Annotated in this window: 21 protein-coding genes; 3 read left to right on the top strand and 18 right to left on the bottom strand. The window is 63.6% G+C overall.

From position 1 onward, the window contains the following. Positions 1-5 precede the first annotated feature (5 nt). The 10 genes from LIW51_RS12760 to secF all read right to left on the bottom strand — a co-directional run bounded on the left by LIW51_RS12760 (position 6) and on the right by secF (position 8,118). The gene (locus LIW51_RS12760) at positions 6-773 is read right to left on the bottom strand and encodes a methyltransferase domain-containing protein (RefSeq protein ID WP_227374495.1); all 768 of its coding nucleotides are present in this window, start codon (positions 771-773) and stop codon (positions 6-8) included. Between the two features lie 14 nt (positions 774-787). Continuing rightward, entirely contained in the window at positions 788-1,393 is a 606-nt protein-coding gene (locus LIW51_RS12765) for an OsmC family protein (RefSeq protein WP_227374496.1), read from the bottom strand. Positions 1,394-1,396: 3 nt separating this feature from the next. Further along, positions 1,397-1,570 carry a DUF1059 domain-containing protein gene (locus LIW51_RS12770; RefSeq protein WP_227374497.1) on the bottom strand — a complete coding sequence of 58 codons (174 nt, stop codon included), beginning with the start codon at positions 1,568-1,570 and terminating at the stop codon, positions 1,397-1,399. Positions 1,571-1,851: 281 nt separating this feature from the next. Further along, a complete protein-coding gene (locus tag LIW51_RS12775) occupies positions 1,852-2,658 on the bottom strand; it encodes a helix-turn-helix transcriptional regulator (RefSeq protein ID WP_227374498.1) in 807 nt (268 codons plus the stop codon). 208 nt (positions 2,659-2,866) lie between these two features. Further along, positions 2,867-4,060, bottom strand: coding sequence for a carboxylate--amine ligase (locus LIW51_RS12780; protein ID WP_227374499.1), 1,194 nt, complete (start codon positions 4,058-4,060; stop codon positions 2,867-2,869). Further along, on the bottom strand, positions 4,057-4,629 hold the full coding sequence (locus LIW51_RS12785; RefSeq protein ID WP_227374500.1) for an arsenate reductase/protein-tyrosine-phosphatase family protein: 573 nt from the start codon (positions 4,627-4,629) through the stop codon (positions 4,057-4,059). Before LIW51_RS12785 ends, LIW51_RS12780 begins: the two co-directional genes overlap by 4 nt. Positions 4,630-4,806: 177 nt before the next feature. Then, on the bottom strand, positions 4,807-5,178 hold the full coding sequence (locus LIW51_RS12790; protein WP_368411793.1) for a TrkA C-terminal domain-containing protein: 372 nt from the start codon (positions 5,176-5,178) through the stop codon (positions 4,807-4,809). 24 nt (positions 5,179-5,202) lie between these two features. Further along, on the bottom strand, positions 5,203-5,634 hold the full coding sequence (locus LIW51_RS12795) for a hypothetical protein (RefSeq protein WP_227374501.1): 432 nt from the start codon (positions 5,632-5,634) through the stop codon (positions 5,203-5,205). Between the two features lie 64 nt (positions 5,635-5,698). Then, complete coding sequence (locus LIW51_RS12800) at positions 5,699-7,261, bottom strand: preprotein translocase subunit SecD (RefSeq protein WP_227374502.1); 1,563 nt, start codon at positions 7,259-7,261, stop codon at positions 5,699-5,701. Further along, complete coding sequence (gene secF / locus LIW51_RS12805) at positions 7,258-8,118, bottom strand: protein translocase subunit SecF (RefSeq protein WP_227374503.1); 861 nt, start codon at positions 8,116-8,118, stop codon at positions 7,258-7,260. The genes LIW51_RS12800 and secF overlap by 4 nt, the downstream gene beginning before the upstream one ends. Positions 8,119-8,228: 110 nt before the next feature. On the opposite strand from secF, the gene LIW51_RS12810 reads away from it, so the two are divergent. Then, entirely contained in the window at positions 8,229-8,570 is a 342-nt protein-coding gene (locus LIW51_RS12810; RefSeq protein ID WP_227374504.1) for a DUF7968 family protein, read from the top strand. Here LIW51_RS12810 and LIW51_RS12815 read toward each other — a convergent pair. The 4 genes from LIW51_RS12815 to LIW51_RS12830 form a co-directional block, all read right to left on the bottom strand. Next, positions 8,567-9,454, bottom strand: a complete 888-nt coding sequence (locus LIW51_RS12815; protein WP_227374505.1) for an ATP-dependent ribose-1-phosphate kinase — start codon at positions 9,452-9,454, stop codon at positions 8,567-8,569. The two genes, LIW51_RS12810 and LIW51_RS12815, sit on opposite strands and share 4 nt — an antisense overlap. Before the next feature lie 73 nt (positions 9,455-9,527). Next, the gene (locus tag LIW51_RS12820; RefSeq protein WP_227374506.1) at positions 9,528-10,340 is read right to left on the bottom strand and encodes a DUF63 family protein; all 813 of its coding nucleotides are present in this window, start codon (positions 10,338-10,340) and stop codon (positions 9,528-9,530) included. A 70-nt stretch (positions 10,341-10,410) separates the two neighbouring features. Then, the gene (locus LIW51_RS12825; protein WP_227374507.1) at positions 10,411-10,851 is read right to left on the bottom strand and encodes a GNAT family N-acetyltransferase; all 441 of its coding nucleotides are present in this window, start codon (positions 10,849-10,851) and stop codon (positions 10,411-10,413) included. 116 nt (positions 10,852-10,967) lie between these two features. After that, a complete protein-coding gene (locus LIW51_RS12830; protein ID WP_227374508.1) occupies positions 10,968-11,933 on the bottom strand; it encodes a ribose 1,5-bisphosphate isomerase in 966 nt (321 codons plus the stop codon). Between the two features lie 313 nt (positions 11,934-12,246). Here LIW51_RS12830 and deoC point away from each other — a divergent pair, with 313 nt between their 5' ends. Then, positions 12,247-12,882: a deoxyribose-phosphate aldolase gene (gene deoC / locus LIW51_RS12835; RefSeq protein ID WP_227374509.1), complete on the top strand. Its 636-nt coding sequence runs from the start codon at positions 12,247-12,249 to the stop codon at positions 12,880-12,882. A gap of 24 nt (positions 12,883-12,906) precedes the next feature. Here the strand turns inward: deoC and LIW51_RS12840 are convergent, their stop codons facing one another. From LIW51_RS12840 to LIW51_RS12855, 4 genes are all read right to left on the bottom strand, one after another. Then, positions 12,907-13,641, bottom strand: coding sequence for a mechanosensitive ion channel family protein (locus LIW51_RS12840; RefSeq protein ID WP_227374510.1), 735 nt, complete (start codon positions 13,639-13,641; stop codon positions 12,907-12,909). A gap of 277 nt (positions 13,642-13,918) precedes the next feature. Continuing rightward, positions 13,919-14,428: an outer membrane protein assembly factor BamB family protein gene (locus LIW51_RS12845; protein ID WP_227374511.1), complete on the bottom strand. Its 510-nt coding sequence runs from the start codon at positions 14,426-14,428 to the stop codon at positions 13,919-13,921. Positions 14,429-14,636: 208 nt separating this feature from the next. Further along, a complete protein-coding gene (locus LIW51_RS12850) occupies positions 14,637-14,831 on the bottom strand; it encodes a PQQ-binding-like beta-propeller repeat protein (RefSeq protein WP_227374512.1) in 195 nt (64 codons plus the stop codon). Positions 14,832-14,913: 82 nt separating this feature from the next. Further along, positions 14,914-15,129 (bottom strand): hypothetical protein, encoded by a 216-nt coding sequence (locus LIW51_RS12855; protein ID WP_227374513.1) that lies wholly within the window; start codon positions 15,127-15,129, stop codon positions 14,914-14,916. A gap of 91 nt (positions 15,130-15,220) precedes the next feature. On the opposite strand from LIW51_RS12855, the gene LIW51_RS12860 reads away from it, so the two are divergent. Further along, positions 15,221-16,474, top strand: coding sequence for a tRNA (N(6)-L-threonylcarbamoyladenosine(37)-C(2))-methylthiotransferase (locus LIW51_RS12860; protein ID WP_227374514.1), 1,254 nt, complete (start codon positions 15,221-15,223; stop codon positions 16,472-16,474).

Here is a 16,474-nt window from a genome sequence, read left to right on the forward strand (position 1 = left end):
TGTGATCACTTCTGGGCGCCGAGCGAGATGCTCTTCACGCCGTACTTCTGACATGCGTTCGCCGCCTGCTCCGAGATGAACTCGTACTGCGTGTTGTCTCGGACTTCCATTACCTCGAAGCCAGCCGTTTCGATGAGTGCCGTGTAGCGGTCGACCTGCTCGGCTCCACCGATACAGGCCGCCCACAGATCCTCGTTGTTCTTGATGCTCTCGGGCATCAGTTTCTCGCTGATGATGTCGGAGATAGCGAGCCGTCCATCCGACGCGAGGACTCGATTCGCCTCCTCGAACACCTGCTCTTTGTCCGGCGAGAGGTTGATAACCCCGTTCGAGACCACGACGTCGAACGCTCCGTCATCGAAGGGAACGTCCTCGATGTATCCCCGCTCGAAGGAGACGTTGTCCATTCCCGCCTCGTCGCGCATCTGCCGTGCCTTCGCGAGCTGTTGGTCGGTCATGTCTAACCCGGTCACACTCCCGGGGTTCTCGACCTGTAACGCTGCGACAAACACGTCCGTCCCGGAGCCGCTACCCAGGTCGAGTACGTTGTCCCCTTCCCGCAGGTTGGAGAGATCGAAGTGGTACCCCACGCCCGCGAAGGACTCTAGGACCCGTGCGGGAATCCGGTCGAGATCGCTTGCCGGGTATCCGAGCCGTTCTGCCAACGTGCGACCCATCTCGAAGTGATACTCCTCGTTCGGCGCCTCTGCGACGTCTTGATAGACGCTCTTGACTGCCCGTTCGAGGCGTTCGACGTTGAGTGAATTTGTCATTCATCGTCACCTCGTTAGTCGTCGGCCGTCACTTCTGCCGGGGTGTTCACCGTGAGTTGGATGTCCTGGGCGAGTGAGACGAGCGTATAGACCGGTGCGCGCCGTGCCCACTCGTCGATTTGATCCTTATCGAGATCCGGGCTCTCGATTTCGACTTCGGCGGTCATGTTCTCGAAGACAGCGTCGGCGTCTCCGAGATCTCTGAGGCTAAAGAGGACGCTCGGATCACAATCAGTTCCGACACGCGTCCGGAGATGCTCGATGTCGACGCCGTTGGCGACGGCATTGATGGTGATGCCGACGTTGATGCACGAGGCGAGCGCGGAGAGCGCGACTTCGATCGGTTCCGTCCGGTCGGTCGCGCCGACCCAGCCGCCTGCGTCTAGTACTTCCTTCCAACCTCCGTACGGGATGGTGTACTCCCGGGTTTCGCGCGCGATTGTCTTGCCACCGAGCGTGTAGCTGTCAATCTTCGCCAAACTGTGGGCGCACGTCCCCTCGTACGTCGATCGAGCACCGAGTCTGAGCTGTACCTCGTGGGGATTTTCAGCCGCGTAATCAGCGAATTCCCCGAGTTGTTCGACGTCAACACCGTGGTTGACTTGCTGGTCGGTAGCCATAGTTTAAACGACCTGGAGGTGTTCCTCTCGGAGTTCTCCGTCTGTGTAGTCCTGACCGTGAACTTCTTTCATGTGTCTCTTGGCCAATTCGATCGCTTCGGCTTCGTTCTCTGATTGAATAATGAACCGGCAATCGGATGCTGCCGCTTCACAATCGAGTTTGTGTGCTGATGCCATGGTGGTTTCACTTGCCTCCCCGCGAAAGACGGTTCGGGTTCGAGTGTTAGATAGCTAACTCGTGACACACCGGTGGCGGCTGACGCCATGCCCAGGTAGTGACTATCCTGCAGCGACTGACGCTCGTGCAGACGATGAACGATTGTCACCGATTGAAGGAGGGAGTACCACACGCTAGATGAATCCCCTCCTCGCTACATTCGTCCGTGAACGGCCGGTGATGCGGCAACTAGGTACAACCGACCGTGTTATGCTCGATCGACCTCGACGCGTCCGTCTCGTCAGTCAATGACCGTTTCGAGCGGAACCATCGGGGTCTGGCGCCGGTAGAACGAGTACTCCGACTCCGCCCACTCGCGTGCTTCCTGCGAGTCGGTGTCGATCAACACGCGAACCGTTACGCTGTCGGGGTCGTGGCCGCATATCGCGATCCGGTGGTCGAAGATACCGATTCCATACGGCGGTAGATCGTCGTGTAACCGGATGGTGAGATTACCGCTCGCGAGGGTTTCAGCGGACAGCTCCGGGTAAGTTGAGCGGATGTACTTGGCGACGCTCGGTGGGTCGATGATCTCCGTTTGCATGCCATCGATGACCCGTCGACAAAACTCGTCCCGACACGGCTCGAGGAGGGCGAGGTCGGATCCGACGAACCGGAACTGGTCGGTCTCCCTTATCAACGCAAGGAATCGATGTACGGGGCCGTACGGGTTGTCGGCTTCGGCGACCGTCACGACCGCATCGGAGCACATCTCGATCGTGAACCCGCTCTCCTCGTCCGGGAGCCATTGCCAGACGTTACGGAGAGTCCGCTCGATTTCGACCCGCTCGATCAGCTCCGCCACCGCGGACGCGATGAATGCGCCCAGCGGTGTCGTCTCATACTGGTACTCGTTCCGACGAATCCAATTGCGTTCTTCGAACTCGCTCAGCGTCCGTCGGATCGTAGACGACGAGACTCCGGTCATCTCCCAGAGTTCGGATCGGCTACGGGGACGGACAGTCAGAGCGACAAGCGTTGGTGCACGGTGTTCGGATCGTGCGAGGTACGCGATGTCGTCGATTGGTGATCCCGTGGTCGATCCCATGCTACCTATACACATGGTTCTGTAATAACTATTCGCTCTCCCGGGCGACGGTAACGTTCGACGGTACGCAAGAGGGTATTGTCCCAACCAACTACCCCTTCGATTTCCGAAGAAGTCGTTGAGCTATCAGCGTTCGATTATCGCGGAAATCGTTAGCGATTCATTCAACGCACCGACCAATCGGAGACGAGTCAACGCGAACCAGTCGCTACTTCCCAACCAGCGCCGAGACGGCGCGCTTCAAGGGTGTCGATGTCGCGGGAGCGACCCCGTCGACGGTGTTCGCCACGTCCCGAACGAACGGTCTCGGGTCATCCAGCGAGAGGTAATCGAAGTTCCGGTCGGTGAGGAGCGAGGCGAGCACTCGACCCGCTGCGGCGGGTATCGACGGCCGCTCGACGTGGTCGTAGTCGTCCCGGAGCAGACTGACGAGGTAGACGACTTCACCCCGTAGTACGTGGCTCCCGACACCTGTGGGGTAGCCGTCGTCTGGTTCTCGGACGCCGCGCGCGAGTTGGTAGTATCGGTAGGGGAAATCGACGCCCGCGTGGACGGCGAGTTGGAGCGACCCCCAGAATCGCGGGTTCACTTCGAGCAGTTTGAACGCCCCGTCGCGGGGATCGCGCCGGAACTCCACCATCGCCGGACCGTGCCAGTCGAGCGCCGACAGCAGACGGATGCCCTGTTCGCGGAGTTGCGGGTGGGCCACCGACTCGCGGAAGACGCTCGCGCCGCCGGAGTAGGTGTAGCTCCGGATTCGACGGTGCTGGAAGGTGACGATCGGGTCGCCGCGGTCGAAGAGGGCGAAGAAGCCGTACTCCGAACCGTCCGGAATGCACTCCTGAACGATGGGTTCGTGGCCCATCCGGTCGGCGAGTCGAGCGCGGTCGGGTTCGCCGGAGACGAACCTCACGCCGGGGTACGCGGTTCGGTTCTCCCGCACGAGCACGGTGTAGCGCGATTTAACGACCGTCTCGCGGCTCCAGTCGTCCCACTCCGAGAGCAGTCGCGTCTTCGGCGCGGGGATTCCCACCTCCCGCGCTCGTTCGAACAGGCGGTGGCGATCGCGGGCCGACTCCATCGTCTCGAAGTCAGGCCACGGCGCGGCGACGTGCTCCGCGAACTCCTCGCGATGTTTCGCGAGGACGTAGCTTTCGGGTTCCCGAAGGGGGACGACTGTCTCCACATCCGGGCGCTCCGCGAGCACCAGCAGACCGTCGCGGTAGCCGGCGATGTCGTCCGTGGGAGCGGGGAGGCGCGCGGTTTCGGTGACGTACTTCGAAGCGAACGCCGGCGGGGCGTCCGACTCGGAGGCCGCGATGACCGGAATCCCGCGTCGCCCGAGCGACCGCGCGCAGGCGAGACTGCTGCCGGCCGAGATGGCGGGGACGACGACGCTCATCCGTCCTCCAGCGCGGCGACGAGCACGTCCACCGCGTCGGTCACCTCGCCGTAGACGCGGCGGAACGTCGCCGCGTCGGCGCTGTAGGGGTCTTCTATCTCGAACTCGTCGTCGGTGACGAACGATTTGAGGAAGTACGCTTTGTCGAGTTCGTCGGGGTAATGCCCCTTCAGGTGCCGGTAGTTCCACGCGTCCATGAGCAAGACGAGGTCGCTCTCGCGCAGGAGGTCGCCGTCGACGCACTGCGACCGATGGTCGGTCAGGTCGACGCCGAACTCGCCGGCGACCGACACCGCCGCGTCGGGACTCGACCGCCCCTCCTTCTCGATGAAGCCCGCCGACCGAACCGTCGCGCAGTCGTACTCGACGGTCGACAGCCGCGCTTCGAAGTATCGCTCCGCCAGCGGACTGCGGCAGATGTTCCCCAGACAGAGAAAAGTCACTGCCGGTTCGGGCGGAAGGGTGCGAACCGCAGCTCGAGCGTCCCGAGCGGGGGCGTCGGAGCGCAACCGGAGGCGCTCCATCTCCACGGCGAGTCGCCGTCTGCCCTGTCGGAAGTGGTGTAGCATCGTCCGCGATTCGACGCAGGCGTTGTTATAGGCCGACCATCGTTGCGGGAGTAAACGCTACTTACGGGGGTCGTAGGCTACGGATACCGGTAATCGAGACGCGGGAAGAAACACCGTCGAAACCCTCTATTTCGGGCGATGGTCCGGATGAAACAGCCGTTGGAGTTGTCCTACATATCATTCTGTGAGTTGCTTTTGCTCTTCGAGAACTTCGTCGTGGTCTTCGACGGCGTTCTCGTGCGCACGCTTATCCCCCGATTCGCGGCCCGACAGCTCTCGTAATCGGTCTTCGGCTCCGTAGAGTACGACCGTATCTCCCGGTTCGATCTCCGTATCGGATTCCGGCGCTCCGATGTACGAATCATCGCGCCTGATGCCGAGGAGGAGCACGCCTTCGTCGCCGAGTCGCAGATCGCGAGGCATATCGTTGGCGAGCCAGTCGCCCGCTTCGACACCGATATCGGCGACGCGATATTCGCTCTGGAGGCCGAGCAGCTTCGAGTAGTCCGTGATGTCGAGCTCCGTCGTTCGACGAAGCGCTCGTTCGATGAACGGTGTGACGAGCTTGTTGAGCTAGCGACTGCGTGCGGCGAGGACGAGGAGACCGGAGCCGCCGAGGATGTACGCGAGGGTGATGGTGTTGTTCGTGTTGGTTTTGGTGAACGAGAGGGTGAGGGATGCGAGCGCGCCGACGAGGCCGATGCTGCCGAGTCGGATGAGGGCTTTCACCGTTTTTCGTCGCCCCGGTGTCGAAACGGTCTGTTCCGCCTCTTCGGTGGTGTATCCGGCCCCAGAGAACGCCGACACGGACTGAAACGAAGCGACGTTCGGTGAGAGGCCGGTCATTTGGAGGGCGATCGATCCGATTCGGACGATGAGCAACGAGGTGGCGAAAATCAGCAAGACCGATAGTATTCGATAGATGGCGATCATGGCGTGGAAATCACGCTCGGAATACAAAGCGACGAGGATTTGCTGGACGAGCGACACGTCCGTCTCCCGCATCCATATCGGCGGACTCTACCCCGTCGCATCGTACGGGTTTCGACAGAACCGAGAAGAAAGTCGATTATCTGTCGGTCAGCAGGTAGCGCAGGATGTCACCGTAGGCAGGACGCGTCACCAGTACGCCGATGAGCACGCCGAGGATGGTGATGATGGCGAACCCTCGGAGGTCGCCGAGCGAGAGCACCGCCAGCGGACTCATGGCGATGATGGTCGTCGCGGCGGCGGCCCCGATGACCCAGAACGCCTTGCGGAAGCGCGATTGGAAGACGCGCGAGGAGTTCACGTCGCCCTCGCTCATCACCTCGTCGGCGATGATGATGAGATCGTCCACGCCGGTCCCGATGACCGCGATGAATCCCGCGATGTGCGAGAGGTCGAGGGGTAGCTGCACCGCCGCGGCGAAGCCGAGCAGGATGACAACTTCGGAGAGCGCGGTCACGATCATCGGCAGCGCGACCTCTGGTTTGCCGTACCGGATGAAGACGGTGCCGCTCACCGCGAACACCGCCGCGATGCCCGCGACGAGGGAGTAGAGTTTGAACTCGGTGGCGAGGCTCGGTGCGAGGTAGGTCGTCGTTCCCTTCTGCATGTCGAGCGGCGCCGGAAGCGCGCCCGCGCGGAGGTTGATCTGGAGGCGGCGGGCTTCGGAGATGTTCGTCGTCAGCATCCGGAACGTGGGTTGCTGTTTGAACTCGCCGCTCTTGATCAGCGGGGCGAGATCCTTTCCCATCGACGCGCCGTAGACGACCCTACCGTCGACGACGGTGTACAAACAGTAGCCGCCCTCGCTGGCGTTCGTTTGCGGATACCGACAGGCCGCGATTCCCTCGTCGCTCGTGAATCCTCGCTGGTTCATCACGCGGGTAAACCGCTGTGCGGCGGAGTCGGTGAGCGTCACCGTGACGAACGACTGGTTGTTTTGTTGCTGTGCGGAGCTAATTCCGGCCATCGATTTCTGCGTGAGCACCGTCGTGTTCCCGTAGGAACCGTTCCCGGTCGGGTAGTGGGCGACGACGGTCACCTGACCGCGCTCGGTGACCAGTCGATTCATCTCGGACTGGTTCGCGTTCGGCATCTCGACTTGGATGAAGTGCTCGCCAGTCGCCGTCTCGACCTCTTGGACGCGCCCGCCGGCGAGTCCGGCCTTCGAAATCTTGTCGCTGAGGGTGCGAACGATCTCGGTGCGGGTCTGGGCCGTGACGCCGTCGCGGACGGTGCCGTACTCGATACCCGCGGCGTCGAGCGCCGATTTCAGTTCGCCCGTCGTCACATTGTCGGCGAACACCTCGACGGTCGTTCCCGACTGGCTCTGGCGAACCATCACGTCCTGCTGGTCGGCCCCGGAGATGTTTCCGGCGATGCGCTGCTGAATATCGGCGGTACCGGTGCCGTTCGTGACGTTCACGTTCTCCGCGGTGACGCCGTTGACCGGGGCGCGGATGCGCGTCCCGCCCGCCAGTTCGAGACCGTACTTCAGGTTGGTCGGCCCGTCGTTCGACACGAGCGTGGCGTTACCGCCGTCGCCGCCGCCCCCGACCGCGCCCTGCGGCGCGAACAGCGCGAAGGTGCTTCCGAGCAGGAGGAGGACGAGTAGAACGACGCGCCACTGTTCTCGGATGCTCATCGCGCCACCCCCTCGTACTTGTACCAGCGAAGGAGGCTCAGATTGAGCATATACGTGTTCATCAGGTCGGTCGCCAGTCCCATCACGAGCACCACGCCGATGGACGTGAGCAGGTCGATGCCGAAGACGAACGCCACGAGCGCCATCACCGACATCGCCGAGAGCGACGTGAGCGTCATCGTCACGCCGGTTCGCATCGCACGGTACGTGCTTTCGTAGAAGCCGCCCGACCGCCGCAGGACGTGGTTGTTGAGCAGGATGTCGGAGTCCACGCTGTAACCGATGAGCATCAGGAGCGCGGCCACCGTCCCAAGCGAGAGCGGGATGCCGAGGATGTTCATCAGCGCGAGCGGAATCACGATGTCGCTGAACGCGGAGAGGACGACGGCGATGGAGGGAACGAACGTCCGGAACATGAGGAAGACGAGGATGCTCATGCCCACGAACGCAGCGACGAGACCGTACAGTGCGAGTCGCTGGGATTCACCCCCGAAACTCGCCGAGGTGCTCTGCACCGAGAGCACCTCGTAGCCCGCCTGCTGTGCCTGCGATTGGAGCGCCTGCGTGTTCGTCTCCTGGAACGTTACGATGTAGACGTTGTCGGCCGACCGGGCGGGAGTGACAGAAACGTCGTCTGCGCCGAACGTTGCGTCGATCTGGTCCTGGGACGCGGTCGTCTGGATTCGCATCTCGGTTCCGCCCGTGAACTCGATGCCAGGGGTAACCGGTGTGCCCGTGGTGATCCACCAACCGGCGATGACGAGGAGGGCCAGCACGAGGACGGCGAGCGGAACCGCCGCGAGTTGCCTATTCGAGTACCGGGTGTAATCGACCTCCGGTACTTGGAACTCTACCATGGTCGACTGGTGCGGGACGACCCTGAATAAGCCTTCTTAATCACTGTGGCCGGACCTGTCACGCGAAAGGCGCGAGAACGCATTTACGCCTCGGGTCCCTACGCTATCACATGGCCACCAAAGAAGCCGTATCCGAGGGCGAATCGGCGGCCACCGTCGTCGTTTCGTTCCCCGAAGACCTGAGCAGCTGGGGACGCTTTCAAGTGAAGACGCGTCACTTCCAAGCGTACCTCAGGAAGACGAAGGGCCGCGTCCGCGAGGGCGACGTCTGGGAGGAGTTCCTCGACGTCGGTTGCTGCGGAAACACGTTGGACGTTCCCCTCTGCGTCGAACGCGTCGAGGGCGGCGACCGGATGGGGCCGGACACCGAAATCGTCTACGAAGTGCGCGAGGCCTGCGGTATCGAAGGCGGGTGGAAGGTTCAGAGCGCGGACGGACCGAACGAAGTCTAAAACTGCTCGTCCAGAAACGTCTCGACGCGCTCCCGCGTCGGTGCGGTGCGCGCCCCCGAGTCCATCGACGTCAGCGCGCCGCAGGCGTTGGCGAACTCCAAGGCGCGTTCGTAGTCCCTCGTGTCGAGAAAGGTAGCGATGAATCCCGCAGCAAAGGCGTCGCCCGCGCCCGTCGTGTCCACCGACTCGACGCCGAATCCGGGGTGGGTGTACGCGCCCTTCGTCGTATCGACGCGCGCACCGCTGCTCCCGTGTTTGATGACCACGACCCGCCCGTGCAGCTCCGACGACGGGTGTTCCAAGTCGCTGTCCAACAGCTTCGCGGCCTCGCGGTTGTTCAGGAAGACGATGTCGGAGTAGGCGAGCGCCTGCGAGAAATTCCGTTCCGCGAGGCGGCGACCGGGATCGAAACTGACCGTCAACCCTGCCTCGGTCGCGACGCGCGCGAGTTCCGCCGCGGTGTCCGGGCGCTGGCTGGTGAGATGGAGGTGATTCGCATGCCGGACGTACTCGGCGTCCACCTCGTCCGGTGCGACCGCCTCGTTCGCGCCTTCGTTTCCGAGCACCATCACTTCGCCCCGCTCGTCTACGATGAGATACTTCGTCGTCGTCTCGACGCCCTCGACTTCGAGGACGTGCGTGCAGTCCACCCCGGCGGCGTCCAGTTCTCGCCGGACGAGCACCCCCTGTTCGTCCGCGCCGACGCTTCCGACGAGTCCCGTCTGCACGTCCATGCGAGCGAGGGCGACGGCGGCATTCGCGGCGCTCCCGCCGCCGGAGCGTCGCTGGTACGTGATACGCGCCTCCCCGTCGGGGTCGGGCAGGGCGTCCACCCGAAGCGTCACGTCCCAGTTGATGTGTCCCGCGGTTACGACTCGAACCATCTCACTCTCCTGTAGCGGTGCGCGGACGGCATACCGTTCCGATAAGCGACCGGCGGTAAAAAGTCCTGACGACTCAGCCCGTGATGGCGAACAACAAGAGGTTGTGCGCGCCCGGACCGAGTCCGACGGCGGCGACGACGCCGAGCAACAGGTACCCCTCCGTCGGCTCCTCGGCGACGTAATCCGCGAACAGCAGGACGACAAACTCTGCGATGGCGAGTTTCACGAGTACGAACAGCCAGCCGACACCGATGACGTCCGCCGTGGGAAGCACCTCCGCGAATTCGAGGATGGCCCGCGAGATGGGCGTTCGCTCGGTCGCGTTGAGCATGTCGATTCCGATCGCGGTCGAGACGGAGTCAAGCGCGTGGCCGAATAGGGTGAGCACGCCCACCGCGCCCGTGATGACCGCCACGTCGGGGTAGAACCACTGCGTCGCTATCCACAGCGCGCCGGTGAGGAGGACGGCGACGACGAGTCCCACGAACGGCCAGAACAGGCGGAGACCGGCGTGCGTGAAACCGTACCAGAGCGCGGCGGCAACGACGAGCACCACGCCCGCGGTGCCCGCGCTGGCGAGCGCCCGGGGAGCCGGTGCTCGAAGGAGGTGGATGGCGACCAGCCAGACGACGCCGGCGACGACGAACGTCGTGAGATAGACGGAGGGAGTTCCGAACAGCGGGGCGACGCTTTCGGAAATCGCCCGAACTTGATAGAGCGCGTGGAGTCCGGCGCCAACGACCATCCACGGTGCGAACGCGACCACGGTTCGCTCCGAGACGGTCGGCTCGGCACGCCGGAGTAGCCAACCGACGAGACCCACCGCCAGCAAAAGCGGGAGAAGATAGGCCAACGGCGGGAGCGCGAACCCTTCCGGCAGTACCATACACCGACACGCGAACGGAGGTGTCGAAAGGTTTGCGGTCTGCGCTATGCGCGTACCGCCGGAGTTCGCGCTACTCCCGTCCGTGTACCATCCAAACCAACGGTTCCGGCTCCCCGTCCGGGTGGTCGACCGCTTCGTCCGCCACGTCGAACCCGCAGGACTCGTAGAAGGGAACCAACCCTTCGCGAGCCAACAGCGACGGCGAGACCTCCTGCAAGCGAGGATGCTCGCGGACAGCGGTCAGTAGTTCCCGACCCACCCCCGTCCCGCGACGGTCGGCCGCGACGATGACGTCGTACACCATCGCGTAATAGACGTAGTCGGTGAGAATTCGAGCGGTCGCGACCGGCTCACTCTCGTCCTGTTCGCGCCCCGCTCGGAGAAGGACGACCTCGTCCGTGCTTCGAAGCGCGCGGCGAACGTCGAACTCCTCGCGGTCGTCCCACCACTCGTACTCCCGATACAGTTCGAGCAACTCCTCGGCTGTCGCGCCGTAGTCGACGGTGGCCATACATCAACCTTCGGACAGAACGAGGAAGTACCTTCGGTCGGTCGGCTGTGCGCGACCCGGGAGAAACGCGGTGACGGGAGTTCGACCAGGCGATTCGAATCGCTTGGTTGGAACGCTCACGGTTCGGGTTCATCCCACGGCTCGCCGCCATGCTGGTCGCCGAACAGTTCGCGCATCAGGGTGACGATGCTCTCGGGCGGGAACTGGCCGCGCTCGGTGACGATGGCGTCGACGTATCGAGGCGGCGTCACGTCGAACGCCGGATTCTCGACGGTTACGTCGCCGATGCTCTCCTCCTCGTCCAAGGTGAGCACCTCGCGCTCATCGCGCATCTCTATCTCGACGGTGTGGCCGGTCATCGTGTCGGGGTGGAGTTTCAGGGTCTGAGCCGCGACCACGATGGGAACGCCGCGCTCGCGGGCGTTCACGGCCAATCCGGAGGTGCCGACCTTGTTGATGACCGACCCGTCGGCGGCGATTGAGTCCGCGCCGACGAGGACGTGGTCGGTCTCGTCGAGGTAGCGGCGGGCGGCGTTGTCCACGATGAGTGTGACGGGAACCCCCCAATCGCGGAGTTGACGAGCGGTGATGTGGCCCTGCTTTCGCGGGCGGGTCTCCTTCACGATGGCGTGAACCTCCTTGCCCTGTTCGAGGGCCTGCTCGACGCAGGATAACGCGTCCGTCGAGTGGCAGTGGGTCATGATGGTGTCGCCGTCGCGGAGCCGATTCGCGCCGATACGCCCGAGGTTGCCCTGCGCTTGGTCGAGTTCGCGGCGGAACTCCGCGGCGCTCTCCACGACGCTCTCGCGGAGTTCCTCGACGGTGTCGCCTCGCATCCCTCGGAGAACGTACCGCAGGGCGTTCGGGAGGCTGACCGCGGTCGGCCGCGTCTCGTGGAGTCGCCGGGCCGCGGTGCGAATCTCGACCCGGAAGGCCCCCGGCGAACCGGCGGTGCTCGACTCAGCCTGCTCGCCGAGCGCCGCCGCTGCGGTGTCCGCGATGGCCGCCGCGCCGCGGATCTCCATCTCGGCGATGTCGTCCGCGGCGTCGGTGACGGCGGGGTGGAGGTCGGGATGTTTCATGCTTCGGAATACGCGTCGTGTGGGTAAAAATCGTGTGTGGCCGTCGCGGGGTCGACGAGACGTCGGAAACGTTCGATCCGGCGCGGACGCTCGGTAAGGCGATGCGCGTCAATCGGCTTCGAAGCCGGGGAAATCCTACGTTCGTCGCGGTTACACGGTTGCCATGGATTTCGACGCCCAGATGGCGTACGCGGAGACGGTGATGCGCACCGCCAAACTCGTCGCGTTTCTCCTCGTCGGACTGGCGCTCGTTCTGCTGGTCGTGCCGCGTCGATAGCGGGGATTTTTACCCGGCGGCGACATCCGCCCCGCTATGAACGAATCGGAACTCGCCGGAAAGATCGACCACACGGTGCTGGGGCCGGAGACGACGCCGGAGGACGTGGAACGAGTGATGGACGAAGCCGCCGACTACGGCATGAACGCCTGCATCCCGCCGTGCTACGTTACGGAGGCGAGCGAGCACGCTTCCGACGCGACCCTCGCAACCGTGGTCGGGTTCCCGCACGGCCAGCACGCGACGAACGCGAAACACGACGAAGCGGTCGGCGCGTGGGACGAGGGCGCGGACGAACTGGATATGGTCATCAACGTCGGGCGGCTCAAAGCGGGCGAACACGACGCCGTGCGCGACGATATCGAGCTGGTGGTCGCCGCCGTTCCCATCCCCGTGAAGGTCATCATCGAGACCGCGCTGCTCACAGACGAGGAGAAACGCGACGCCTGCCGACTGGCGAAGGAGGCCGACGCGGCGTTCGTCAAGACGTCGACCGGGTTCGCCGACGGAGGCGCGACGGTCGAGGACGTGGAACTGATGGCCGAATACCTCCCCGTCAAGGCGAGCGGCGGTATTGGTGACTACGAGAAAGCGAAAGCGATGCTCGACGCCGGGGCCGAGCGAATCGGCGCGAGCAGCGGCGTAAAAATCGTGGAAGATTTCCGCGGGTAGGCGTCTTCGCGGTCGTCCGTTCGATTAGTCGTCGTCGCTCGGTTGCGGACTCGGCGTGCCTTGCTGGGCGCTCGTCATCCAGTTGTCGATGTGTTCGGCGACGTAGTCCCTGCCACCCCAGCCGAACGCGACGCCGACGCCGATGGCGATGGCCGCGGCGAATCCCCACGCGAGCGCTCGCGCGAAGACGTACAGGATGCCCACGTCGATGCCCATCGTGTCGAGACCGATGACGATGGCGGTGAAGTACAGGAACATCCGGGTTCCCGTGGCGAACCACTGGGTGTACGCGGTGTGGGTCGCCGCGCGGGTTCGCATGATCGCGTCGCCGATGAAGTCGGCAACGACGAACCCGAGGACGATAACCAGCAGTCCGGCAATCAGCGCCGGAAGGTACGAGACGGCGGTCGCAACCCACTGCGATAGCGTTGCGATTGCGAGCACGTTCGCCGCCGCGAGAATCGCCAGCGCGTAGACGAACCACGCGGCGAGTTTTCCGAACGCGCCCGATACCGCGCCCTCCGTTCCGCCCATCATCCGCCCGAGCGGGGTGTCGAGCACCATCCTGTCGAGTTGGATTCTATTCGCGATTCGGCGGACGACGGCCGCGACGGCGCGGCCGATGACCCAACCGATGAGCAGGATAATGATCGCACCCACCAGTCGCGGCAGGAGTGCGATGAACCCCGAGATTGGGTCTTGAACCCACTGCGGGAGGTTGCCTCCGATCTGTTGAAGTGGTACTTGCATGTGTGTCATTGTCTTATCTCCGTGTTTTCTCCGGGCCTGATCGAACTACCCGGGTCTTTCGAGGAATTGGACTACAGGTAGTTTGTTGTTGACCGCCTGAATCGAACCGCCACGGCGGTAACGAGAGATAAATACACACCAAAATAGTTCGGAGGTTTCTGGCCGCGTTCGGATTTAACGCTGCCGATGAACGGCGAAAAATTCGGTTTTCGCCGCCTACACTCCGCGTATTCCACGAACCGACACGAGTCGTTAAATCGAACGACCGAACTTAGGATGGCGGGTCTCAGGCCGCTTCGAGCGCGTATAACGTCGGCGATTCGGCGGTCGGTTCCGTGACCGCAAACAGCGTCCCGTTCGCGACGGCGAGCCCCCATCGAACGCGCGTCCCGAGGTCGTGTTTCCAGCGAACCGCGCCGAAGCGCCTGCCAGCGAAACCGGTTCCGCCGCCGGTTTCGCTGGCGTACACCACCCTGGCCACGTCACCGACGTAGAGCGTGTCTCCGGCGACGACTGGCGATTTGAGGCTGTTGTCCGCGATACCGAGCATCCACCGCGTCGTTCCCGAACCAGCGTCGATGGCGAACACGTCGGCGGTGTGGGTTCCGAAGACGCTGCCGTCCGCGACCGCGAGGTGGTGTTCGACCAAGCCCCCGCGTTCCGCTCGCCATCTAGTTCCGCCAGCCCCGACGTTCGTATCGAGGGAGAACACTTGACCCTTGAAACAGGGACGTAGAGGGATTCCTCGACGATGGTCGGCGCGGCACGGAGGATGCTCGGCAGTTTCCGTCGCCATTTCGGTCGTCCGGAGGACTTCAAGAGGGTGAACACCTCGCCCCAGTAGGTGACGACGTACATCGAGAAACTCTACGGGTCGATTGCCGGCGGAGCCGAGATTTCCCCTCGCACCGCGTCCGCCACCGCTCTTCGTTCCGGCGCAGGTCGAAACAGTGAATCCACCCCTCGTTCGTCCCCGCGAAAAGGTAATCGCCGTAATCGTCGAATCACGACGCGACGTGGGATTGACCTTTCGTCCGGAATCGTCGACGCTCCGTTCTCGTTTTCGCGGCGAGTTCGAGGACGGAGTCATCCGGGCCCACCGCGTAGATGTTTCCGTTTCTGACGGTCGGAGTCGCCCAGACGTTGCCGCTTTCTGGTGGCTCGTACTCCCACTGCTCTTTCCCGGTGTTCGCGTCCAAACAGACGAGGCGGTCGCTCGGTGAGAAAGATGCGGTTTCCGGCGACGACGGGCGTACCGAGCGTCATCCCGATTTCAGCATTCTACTTCACCGTCGCGTCGGAGCGCGGACCGCGCGCCTCCGGGTTGTACCCCGTGTTCGCGCCGTCGTGACCGAGGGTCGGCCAGTCGATTCGGTCACCCGCCGCGTCTGCGGCTTCGTCGTCGGAGGCGGACGTGGAGTTACAGCCAGCAGTGGCGGCGATTGCTGCGGTGCCGAGGGCGGCGAGGAATCTCCGCCGCGGGGCGTGAGAGAGCATCGTTCAGTGTTTCCTTGTTGGAAGGATATGTTTTCCGCACCGGCGGCGCAACCGTCGCCCTTTTTGCCGCGGAGCCGAAACTCTCGGCCGAATGGCCCGGTACCACATCGAGACGTACGGGTGTACCTCGAACCGCGGCGAGAGCCGTCAGATCGAATCCGCGCTCCGCGACGCGGGCCACTACCGCGTCGAGGCACCAGGGCAGGCGGACGTCGCCATCATGAACTCCTGCACCGTCGTCGAGAAGACGGAGCGCAACATGGTTCGCCGGGCCAAAGAACTCGAATCGGAGACGGCGGATCTCATCATCACGGGCTGCATGGCGCTCGCACAGGGCGAGGAGTTCCAGACGGAGGGCATCGACGCCCAGATTCTCCACTGGGACGACGTGCCCACGGCGGTCACGAACGGCGAGTGTCCCACGCCGGGGCCGGGCGTCGAACCCGTCTTGGACGGCGTGGTCGGCATCCTCCCCATCGCTCGCGGCTGTATGTCCGACTGCTCGTACTGTATCACGAAGCACGCGACGGGCAAGATAGAGTCGCCGTCGGTCGAGGAGAACGTTGAGAAGGCTCGTGCGCTCGTCCACGCCGGCGCGAAGGAACTTCGGATCACCGGACAGGACACGGGTGTCTACGGCTGGGACACGGGCGAGCGAAAGTTACACGTCCTGCTCGACCGCATCTGCAATGAGATAGAGGGCGAGTTCCGGGTTCGCGTCGGGATGGCGAACCCGAAGGGCGTTCACGGCATCTGCGAGGAACTCGCGGGGGTGTTCGCCGAAAACGACGAACTCTACAACTTCATCCACGCGCCGGTGCAGTCCGGGTCGAACGACGTGCTCGGCGACATGCGCAGACAGCATCAGGTGGCGGAGTTCGTGGAGGTCGTTGAGACGTTCGACGAACACCTCGACCACTGGACGCTCTCGACGGACTTCATCGTCGGCTTCCCGACCGAAACCGAGGACGACCACGAACAGAGCATGGCGCTCCTGCGCGAGGTACGCCCCGAGAAGATCAACGTCACCCGGTTCTCGAAGCGCCCCAACACGGACGCCGCGAAGATGAAGGGACTGAACGGCGCAATAAAGAAGGAACGCTCGAAGGCGATGTCCGAGTTGAAGATGGATATCGTCGGCGAGGCCTACGAGGAGTTAGTCGGAACCCGAAAGCGGGTGATGGCGGTAGAAGAGGGAACCGGCGACTCCGTGAAGTGCCGGGACGGGGCGTACCGGCAGATCATCGTCCGGAACGCCTCCGACCACGACATCGAACCCGGCGACTTCCTCGACGTGGAGGTAACGAACCACCAGACTGTGTACGCCTTCGGCGAACCAGTGTAG

Origin of the sequence: Haladaptatus halobius, assembly GCF_020618475.1 — an archaeon.
GTDB classification, from domain to species: Archaea; Halobacteriota; Halobacteria; order Halobacteriales; family Haladaptataceae; genus Haladaptatus; species Haladaptatus halobius.